The sequence below is a fragment of the Amycolatopsis circi genome (genome assembly GCF_003385235.1).
In the GTDB taxonomy this organism is placed as follows: Bacteria; Actinomycetota; Actinomycetes; order Mycobacteriales; family Pseudonocardiaceae; genus Amycolatopsis; species Amycolatopsis circi.
Genome location: NZ_PQIA01000217.1, coordinates 1 through 9507, shown reverse-complemented (window position 1 = coordinate 9507; position 9507 = coordinate 1). Strand labels below are relative to the sequence as shown.

General features: G+C 68.7%; 6 protein-coding genes, 1 pseudogene and 1 riboswitch. Of the genes and pseudogenes, 6 read left to right on the top strand and 1 reads right to left on the bottom strand.

Annotation, left to right across the window (positions count from 1 at the left end):
* The first annotated feature begins 186 nt into the window (after positions 1 to 186).
* The 6 genes from D0D37_RS44340 (at position 187) to D0D37_RS44315 (ending at position 8998) form a co-directional block, all read left to right on the top strand.
* On the top strand, positions 187 to 1011 hold the full coding sequence (locus tag D0D37_RS44340) for a TatD family hydrolase (RefSeq protein WP_116206558.1): 825 nt from the start codon (positions 187 to 189) through the stop codon (positions 1009 to 1011).
* Between the two features lie 427 nt (positions 1012 to 1438).
* Positions 1439 to 2827, top strand: coding sequence for a resuscitation-promoting factor (locus D0D37_RS44335; protein WP_116206559.1), 1389 nt, complete (start codon positions 1439 to 1441; stop codon positions 2825 to 2827).
* Positions 2828 to 2926: 99 nt separating this feature from the next.
* Positions 2927 to 3769, top strand: a complete 843-nt coding sequence (gene rsmA / locus D0D37_RS44330; RefSeq protein ID WP_116206557.1) for a 16S rRNA (adenine(1518)-N(6)/adenine(1519)-N(6))-dimethyltransferase RsmA — start codon at positions 2927 to 2929, stop codon at positions 3767 to 3769.
* 578 nt (positions 3770 to 4347) lie between these two features.
* Positions 4348 to 4438: riboswitch (SAM riboswitch) on the top strand.
* Between the two features lie 215 nt (positions 4439 to 4653).
* Entirely contained in the window at positions 4654 to 5667 is a 1014-nt protein-coding gene (locus D0D37_RS44325) for a methionine ABC transporter ATP-binding protein (protein WP_116206556.1), read from the top strand.
* Positions 5668 to 6207: 540 nt separating this feature from the next.
* On the top strand, positions 6208 to 7176 hold the full coding sequence (locus D0D37_RS44320; protein WP_116206555.1) for a 4-(cytidine 5'-diphospho)-2-C-methyl-D-erythritol kinase: 969 nt from the start codon (positions 6208 to 6210) through the stop codon (positions 7174 to 7176).
* 52 nt (positions 7177 to 7228) lie between these two features.
* Positions 7229 to 8998, top strand: coding sequence for an ABC-F family ATP-binding cassette domain-containing protein (locus D0D37_RS44315; protein WP_116206554.1), 1770 nt, complete (start codon positions 7229 to 7231; stop codon positions 8996 to 8998).
* A 95-nt stretch (positions 8999 to 9093) separates the two neighbouring features.
* Here D0D37_RS44315 and D0D37_RS44310 read toward each other — a convergent pair.
* Positions 9094 to 9507, bottom strand: a pseudogene (locus tag D0D37_RS44310) (hypothetical protein); the annotation flags it as partial.

The following is a 9507-nucleotide window of genomic DNA, read 5'->3' as shown; positions in this document are numbered from 1 at the left end:
AAGATCAAAATAGCGGCGGCGTTCCGCCGCCAGCCTCACACGACCCCGCGGCAACCGGCCCTCGCCGACCTCGAACACAGCAACCCCTGCACAACTCAGGCGTTGCAACGACCGCTAGAACCCAAGCTGAGTCCCTCAGGGTTCCCCTCACGGACTTGGTGGCTTGGGGCGCAGTAGCTTGGGTGCATGGGTGATGAAAAGCGCGAGCTTCCTCCGATTCCTGATCGGCTGCCGGTGACGGTGGTTGACGCGCACACTCATCTCGACGCGTGTGGGGCGGAGACTGCGGCTGATGTTGCCGCGATGGTCGACCGGGCCGAGCGGGCTGGTGTCGCGCGTGTTGTCACTGTCGCGGACGATCTTGCTGCTGCTCGTTGGGCGTCTGAAGCGTCCACGTGGGACTCGCGGGTCTTTGCGGCGGTGGCTATTCATCCCACGCGTACCAAGGAATTCGGGGCCGCTGAACAGTCCGAAGTGGAGCGTCTGGCGCGCGGGGAGCGGGTGGTCGCGGTCGGCGAGACGGGGCTCGATTACTACTGGGACTACTCGCCGCACGATGCGCAGCAGGTGGCCTTCCGTTGGCACATCGACCTCGCGAAGCGGCTCGGCAAGGCGCTGATGATTCACGATCGCGACGCGCACGAGGACGTGCTTCGCATTCTCGACGAGGAAGGCGCGCCCGAGACGGTCGTCTTCCACTGCTTCTCCGGCGACGAGCACATCGCGCGCCGTTGTATCGACAAGGGTTACATCTTGTCCTTCGCGGGCACGGTCACCTTTAAGAACGCGCGCGGGCTGCATGAGGCTGCGCGGATCGTGCCGCGCGGGCAGTTCCTTGCAGAGACGGACGCGCCGTTTCTGACCCCTCATCCCTACCGTGGGCGGCCGAACGAGCCGTATTGCACCGCTTACACCGTCCGCTACCTCGCTCAGCTGCGCGGTGAAGCGGTTCACGAGGTGGCCGAAGCGGTCCGGACCACTGCCGAACGCGCATACCGGCTGCCTTCCTGATTCCGTAGTGTCACAACGGGTTGCACGGATTGCGACATTCGAGATCGTGCATTCGTCCACCTGATGAGTGACGCAAGTCACGACACTCCGGGGGGTGTTTGCGCAACCTGCCGACACCCGTTACTGTCCCGTGATCGTGCCGGTCGGTTACGCGCAGCGGAGCCGGCTGATACGCCCACCAGTCACGTCAGTGCACGTCGGGGAAGCGGAACCGGGGTTGGTACGACCTGGGACCGTGACGATGGCGCTGGCTGGGGGTGTCGGACTTGAGAGGCGCGCCTGATGGCGTGTCGCGAACGAAGGGCGACGCGCGAAACACGCGCGATGTCTTGGGAAAGGGAACGACCCGGTGACTGGTAGTCGGCAGGATGACTCGCGTCTTGACGCGGGTTCGGCATATTTTTCCTCCTCCGCCTCTTCGGTGGCCGTGCTCGACCGCGAGCTCGAGGACACCGCCTACGGGCAGATTGACTTCTCCGACGAACTCCGCGTGACCGAGCAGGACGTGCTCGCCGCGCTCGGCCCGGACGCCGACCTGCTGATGTCGGAAATCGACGTCGACGTCGACGAGCTGATCCGGCTCATCAACGCGGAAACCACGATGCTTCCGCCGCTCGTCCTCCCGGACGAGGTCGAGCAGGACCGCACCGCCTCCCCGCAGGCCAAGAAGGCCGCGGTCGAGGAAGGGCTGCGCGAGGCGACCAAGACCTGGAAGCGGCGCTTCCTCAAGGGCGCGGTGCTTTCGCTGCTGGTCACCGTCGGCGGTGGCGGCGCGGCGGCGCTCGCGATGAACAAGAGCATCACCGTCGACGTCGACGGCCACCAGCAGACCGTGCACAGCTTCGGCGGCACCGTCGGCGACGTCCTCAAGGACGCGGGCCTGTCCGTCGGCGAGCACGACGCGCTTTCGCCCTCGCCGCAGGCGGCGGTCGGCGACGGCGGCGTCATCAAGCTCGAGCGCGGCCGTCAGCTGAACCTCGTCGTCGACGGTGTGTCGCGGCCCTCCTGGGTCCGGGCGACCACGCTCGGCGAGGCCATGAACCAGCTCGGCATGGGCAGCATGGTTTCCCAGGGCGCGTGGACGTCGATGCCGTCCTCCGGCGACCTGCCGCTCGAGGGCTCGACCGTCCAGGTCAAGACCCTCAAGCACATCACGCTCTTCGACGGCACCAACGCGCCCCGCCAGGTGAGCACCAACGCGGTGACCACCAAGGAGCTCGTCTCCGACCTGAAGCTGAACCTCGGCCCGGACGACGCGATCGACGGCGGCCTCGACGTCAGCCTGAAGAACGGCGCCGAGGTCCACGTCAGCCGCATGGGCGTGTCGATGGTCAACCAGGAAGAGACCATCGACCCGGACGTGCAGAAGGTCGACGACCCGACGCAGCTGCAGGGCCAGCAGAGCGTCGACGACCCGGGCACGCCGGGCAAGAAGCTGGTGACCTACAAGGTCACGAAGAAGAACGGCGAAGAGGTCTCGCGCGAGCAGGTCTCGGAGAAGACCCTGGTCGAGGCGAAGGCCAAGATCATCAAGGTCGGCACCAAGAAGCCGCCGCAGCCGGCGATCGGCGACGGTTCCGCGTGGGACCGCATCGCGCAGTGCGAGTCCGGCGGCAACTGGGCCATCAACTCCGGCAACGGCTACTACGGCGGCCTCCAGTTCGACAAGCAGACCTGGAACGCCTACGGCGGCGACCAGTACGCGGCGCTGCCGAACCAGGCCAGCCGGGAGCAGCAGATCGCGGTGGCCGAGAAGGTCCGCGATGCTCGCGGCGGCGGCTACGGCGCCTGGCCGGTGTGCGGCAAGAAGGCCTGACCCGAGTTTTTCCAGCAGGCGGTCGTGAGCTTCGCGCTCGCGGCCGCCTGTTTTCGTACGCGGTGTGGCCGTGCCGATGGCGCTGGGTAGGCTCGTCCGGTGGTGGAACTGCTGGGGCCTGCCGAAATCCGCGGGCTGGCCGACGAACTCGACGTCCGGCCCACGAAGAAGCTCGGGCAGAACTTCGTGCACGACCCCAACACGGTCCGCCGCATCGTCGAACTCGGCGGCGTGCAGCCGGGGGAGGTCGTGCTGGAGGTCGGGCCTGGTCTCGGGTCGCTGACGCTGGGGCTGCTCGCCGCTGGCGCTCAGGTCGTCGCGGTGGAGATCGATCCGGTGCTGGCCGCCCGCCTGCCGCGCACGGTGGTCGAGCGCGCCCCGGAGGCAGCGGAACGGCTGACCGTGGTCGGTGCCGACGCGTTGCGCGTGCGGGCTGCCGATCTCCCGGCTGAGCCGGTGTCGATCGTGGCGAACCTGCCGTACAACGTCGCGGTGCCGGTGGTGCTGCACCTGCTGGCCGAGCTGCCGTCGCTGCGCAGCGGGCTCGTGATGGTCCAGACCGAGGTCGCGGATCGGATGGCGGCCGGGCCGGGCAGCCGGACTTACGGCGTGCCGAGCGTGAAGCTCGCTTGGTACGGCCCCGCGCGAAAGGTGGCCGCGGTGCCGCGTGCGGTGTTTTGGCCGGTGCCGAACGTCGATTCCGCACTGGTTTCGTTCACCCGGACTGACCCGGTTTCCGGAGTGGATCGCGCGCGGTTGTTCGCGGTCGTGGATGCGGCGTTTTCGCAGCGGCGCAAGACTTTGCGGGCCGCGCTGGCTGGGTGGGCCGGTTCTGCCGAGCGGGCTGGCGAGTTGCTCGTCGAAGCGGGGATCGACCCGAAGACGCGCGGGGAACAGCTCGACGTGCACGCGTTCGCGCGGATCGCGGCTGCCGGAAACTGACCCCCTCCCGCGGCACTCGCTTGCGATGTCCAACGGCGGCATCGCGGCGGGTATTCCGCTTGCGGGGCTTTAGTTTCGTTGCGTGGTCTGATGATCTTGCTTCGTCGCTGATCGTGGGTCATTACGGGCGTCGCAGCTACTCTCGGTCATCGCGCGACTGCGGCTGAGATGGCCGGTTACCTGTGACGGGCGGCTCGTCAGGGCCCTGGCATTCGGGGGAGTCCGATTGCTCCGCGGTCCGGGTTGTTCAGCGCCGCCGGTTCGAGGTGCTTCGCTCCGCTGACCTATCCCGACCCGGTTGCGGACTCGGTGACCCGAGCGTCGAGGACCCCGGGCGCCTGCCGCTTGACAACGAGAAAACTCTTGTTCCATAACGGCTCTTGATCGTCCACAGTGGAACGAACTCGTTCGCTGCAGGTGGCTGTCGCGAGGGTTTCGCAGGTCGAGGCAAGGTTCGGGGACCGAGGTTCCGGGTTTCGCGAACCGGGACGAGGTGTTCCGGTATGCGGGCACCACCAGACGTGTGATCTGCACCAACGAGCTTGCGTTCAGCCAATGGGATCGGCTTTACTCGAAAGCGTCCATCCCGAGCGACTGAGAGACCTGGCTCGCCGAAGTCGCAGCAACCACCCTCCGCAGGGCAGGTGCTACCGCCAGGACCGATGGAGGCTGTTTTCGATGAAGAGGGTCACCCGCCCGCTCCTGCTGACCCGCCGGCGCGTAGTCGACGAAGGTCGCCGCTCGGTATGTGCGTGTCAACGCTCCATGGTCATCGCCTGATCGTTTTTTCCGCAGTTTCTTGCGCCGTCCACTGTGGACGGTAATTCGATGACGCCTGGCGCGCCCGGAATCGGCGCCGCGCCTCGTTTGCCTGGAGCCCTTTCGTGATCACTGTCGAAAACGTGTCCAAGTCCTTTCCCTTCCACGGAAATCGTGTTGCCGCGCTGCGCGACGTGAGCGTTGACGTGCAAGCCGGCTCGCTGTTCGGAGTCGTGGGTCCGTCCGGTTCCGGCAAGTCGACCCTCGCCCGCTGCATCGCGCTGCAAGAGCGCCCCGACCGCGGCGTCGTGCGGCTCGACGGCCTCAACACCGCGACGCTCGACGGCAAGCGGCTGCGGGAGATCCGCCGCCAGCTCGGTGTCGTCGGGACCAAGCCGGAGCTGCTCGCCGAGCGCACCATCGCGGGCAACATCGCCAGCCCGCTGGAACAGCTCGGCGTCGACGGCCCGCAGCGGCGCAGCCGCGTCGGCTCGCTGCTCGACCTGGTCGGCCTCACCCCGCGCGCCGCGCAGAAGCCGGAAGAACTCACCGACGGCCAGCTCCGCCGGGTCGCGGTCGCCAAGGCGCTCGCCGCCGGACCGGCTGTGCTGCTCGCCGACGACCCGACCGCCGGGATCTCGGCCGAGGACGCCGGCGCGGTGCTCGCCGTGCTCGACCGGGCGCGCGCCGAACTGGGCGTGACGGTCGTCGTCACCACGCCGGACGCCGACGTCGTCCGCCGGGTCTGCGACGACGTCGCGGTGCTCGACAACGGCGCGATCGTCGAGCGCGGCACGGTGCTCGACCTGATCTCGACGCCGGACAGCTGGACCGCGCAGGCGGTGCTGCCGTCGATCGAGACCTCGCGCGCCCAGACCGCGAAGTACGACCGCGCGGTCGACATCGTGCTGATCGGCTTCGCGTCGGTGGGCGCTTTGCTGCCTGAGGCGGCTAGCCGCTTCGATGTGGAACTTGCCACTATTGGTGGTGGCCTCACCCGTATTGGGGACACGCCGATCGCTCGGTTCCGGTTGGGGGTGCGTGGGGAGCGGGCTGACGCTGCGTTGTCGTGGATCTCTGATCGGGGTGCGCACGTCAGCCAGGTGGCTCGTGGGCCGCAGAGTGTGGTTGCTGCTTGATTTACTTTCTGCTGCAAGACGTTTCGCGGGCCGCTCCGTATTCGGGGCGGCCCGTGGCGTGTCTGATTTGGCGGGTCAGCCAGACAGCTGTGTTTGATGGCGTCGGCTCCGCCGCCGCGGGCGGGATCGCTTTTAAGCCGACGTTTGGGGGCTGACCGGCGTGAGGGGCCTTCGGCCTGTCACGCCGGTCAGCCCCCAAACGCCGGCGCGATCCCGCGTTGTGGTCCAGGTCCGCCTTGCGGGTTTTCGTGAGTTTGGTTGATTTTTCGCCAGCGCCAGCGCCAGCGCCAGCGCCAACGCGATCAGCGGCGTGGGGATGATTTGCGCGGTCGCGGTCCGGAAGTCTGTGGGGGTCGGCGCGCGGAGAGGGTGTCGCGCTCGCGGTCGTGGCATCCGCCGTTCGCGGATTCGTCCCGGAGGTCGGCTTCTCGGGCCGTGTGTCCGGACTTTCGGGACAGGCGTCCTGAAGTTTGGCCGTGAATCCGGGCGGGTTTTTCTCCTGGTGAGCCCTGGCGGGGCGGTGCCACGTAGGCTGGACGGGTGCTCGCAGTCGTTCCGCCACCAGTCACCGTCCGGGTCCCGGCCAAGGTCAACTTGCACCTGGCCGTCGGCGACCTGCGGGCGGACGGGTTCCATGAGCTGGTCACCGTCTTCCAGGCGCTTTCGCTCACCGACGAGGTGACCGTCGCGGCCGCCGACGAGCCTGGGCTCGAGGTGTACGGCGAGGGGGAGCGCACGGTGCCCACCGACGGCACCAACCTCGCCTGGCGCGCGGCGTGCGAGCTGGCCTCCTACGCCGGACGGCCGGACGCGGATGCGCCGAAGGTGCGAATCGTGCTGCGCAAAGGCATTCCGGTCGCCGGTGGCATGGCGGGCGGGAGCGCGGACGCGGCGGCGGCGCTGGTCGGGCTCTCGTCGCTGTGGAAGCTCGACATCACGCGCGACGAGCTGGCCACCATCGCCGGGAGCCTGGGCAGCGACGTGCCCTTCGCGCTGTACGGCGGCACTGCACTTGGCACCGGTCGCGGCGAGCAACTCGTGCCGGTGCTCGCGCGGCACACATTCCACTGGGTGCTGGCCTTCGACGAGGAAGGCCTGGCCACTCCCAAGGTGTTCGGCGAACTCGACCGGTTGCGTGCCGACGGCAAGCCGCCGCGGATCGGGTCGCACACGCCGGTCGTGGAGGCGCTTGCGTCGGGGGATCCTCGCCAACTCGCTCTGCTGCTCGGCAATGACTTGCAGGCGGCTGCGGTGTCGCTGCGGCCCGGTCTGCGCCGCACGCTGCGCGCCGGGGTGAACGCGGGCGCGCTGGCCGGATGCGTGTCCGGCTCCGGGCCTACGTGCGCGTTCCTGTGCTCCGACGCGGAAACTGCGGTCGAGGTGGCCGCGGAGCTGTCCGGCGCGGGAGTGTGCCGGACGGTCCGGGTGGCGCACGGCCCGGTGCCCGGAGCCCGGGTGGTCGGCGGCGACGACGCGCCGCGCAACGTGCCGCCGCGCGTGCACGCCTGACCAGCGCCTGAACCCAAGCTTGAATCAACAGTCCACAGTGGAAAGGATCCGGATGGCCAACCTGGTCAACCTGGAATCGGTGAGCAAGTCCTACGGCGTGAAGCCGTTGCTGGACAACGTTTCCCTCGGGATCGCCGAGGGGCAGCGCATCGGCGTCGTCGGGCTCAACGGCGGCGGCAAGACGACGCTGCTCGAAGTCCTTTCCGGACTGAGCGAGCCGGATTCCGGCCGGGTGAGCCAGGTGCGCGGCCTGCGGATGGCCGTCGTCACCCAGCGCACCGAGTTGCCGGAGGGCAGCACGGTCGGCGATGTGGTGCTGCAGCGCTACGGAGCCGAACACGAGTGGGCCGCCGACGCACGCGTCCGGTCTATTGTGGACGGTCTGGGCATCACCGCGATCGGGCTCGAGACCCCGACCGCGAACCTGTCCGGCGGCGAGCGCCGCCGGGTCGCGCTGGCCGCCGCGCTGACCGGCGAACTGGACCTGGTGGTGCTCGACGAACCCACTAACCACCTTGACGTCGAAGGCGTGCGCTGGCTCGCCGATCACCTGCTGGCCCGCCGGATCGCGGTCGTGGTCGTGACGCACGACCGGTGGTTCCTCGACACCGTCGCGAGCCTCACCTGGGAGGTCGCGAACGGCCGGGTCGAGCAGTACGAGGGCGGTTACGCCGACTGGATTTTCGCGCGCGCCGAACGTGCCCGCCTCGCCGCGACCGCGGAGGAGAAGCGGCAAAACCTGGCGCGCAAGGAATTGGCGTGGCTGCGGCGCGGTCCGCAGGCGCGTTCCTCGAAGCCGCGCTACCGCGTCGAGGCCGCCGAAGCGCTGATCGCGGATGTGCCGCCGCTGCGCGATTCCGTGGAGCTGATGGCGTTCGCGAAGCGCCGGCTCGGCAAGACCGTGCTGGAGCTGGAAGACGCTTCGCTCAAGGTCGGCGACCGGACCTTGCTCGATCACGTGACGTGGCGGATCGGCCCCGGCGACCGGATCGGTCTCGTCGGCGTGAACGGCTCCGGCAAGACCACGCTGCTGAAGCTGCTGGGCGGCGACGTCGAATCGCCGACCGGACGACGGGTGCAGGGCAAGACGGTCGCGCTCGCGCACCTGCGCCAGGAACTCGACGACCTGCCCGCCGATCTTCGAGTGCTGCAAGCGATCGAGCAGATCGCGGGCCGCGTCGTGTTCGGCAAGCAGGAGATGACCGCGTCGCAGCTCGGCGAGAAGCTCGGCTTCCCCGCCGCTCGGCAATGGACGCCGGTCGGCGACCTGTCCGGTGGCGAACGGCGCCGGCTGCAGCTGTGCCGGTTGCTGATGGCCGAGCCGAACGTGCTGCTGCTGGACGAGCCGACGAACGACCTGGACATCGACACCCTGCAGCAGCTCGAAGACCTGCTCGACGGCTGGCCGGGCACGATGGTGGTGGTCTCGCACGACCGGTACCTGGTCGAGCGCGTCTGCGACGCCACGTACGCGCTCCTCGGCGACGGCAAGGTCACGCACCTGCCGGGCGGCATCGAGGAGTACCTGCAGCGCCGCGCCCGCGCGAAGGAAGCCGCGCCGCGTCGCGAAGCACCGGCGGCGGAGAAGACCGAGGCCAAGCGCAGCGCGGCGGAAACCCGTGCGGCGCAAAAGGAATTGGGCCGGTTGGAGCGGAAGCTGGACCAGCTCGCGAAGCGGGAAGAGAAGCTGCACGCGGCGCTCGCGGAAGCGGCCACCGATCCGGAGAAGCTGATCGAGCTGAACACCGACCTGAAGGCCGTCCTGGCGGAGAAGGACGACGTCGAGGCGCGGTGGCTGGAGACGTCCGAACTCGCCGAGTGACTCGTGAGTGGCTATACCGGTTCTAACCGGTGTCATGTCTCGGGTCTTGTGTCAAGGTTTTGTCTTGGGTGTTGTGTCGTGGTTGGTGGGTGGGGTTAGGCGGCTGGGGTGAGTTTTCCTTGGTATCGCTTGGTTTCGTCGAGGGTGAGGGTGCCGAGGACGTCGCCGTCGGGGGTGTAGGCGGTGACGTGGCGGCCGTTGCGCAGCAGGGTGAGGGTGGCGCCGGCGTGGCGGCGGCCGGCGGAGAGGGTGTGGCGGCCGAGGATGGCGGTGCCGTTGTCGGTGACCTTGATGAGGTGGACGGTGGCGTCGTCCTGGCGGGGCAGGTCGCCGGGTCCGCCGTGGGCTTTCGCGGCGTGCCAGAAGGCGTGCGGGGTGGTGTCGAGGCTGCCGTGGCGGCGGCGGGTGTTGTAGCGGGCGCGGACGGTGTCGAGGCGCTGCTGCAGCTCGGCGGGGGGGGTGTACCTAGGCGGCTGTTGCTCATACACCTCTGACGTTGCCGACGCATA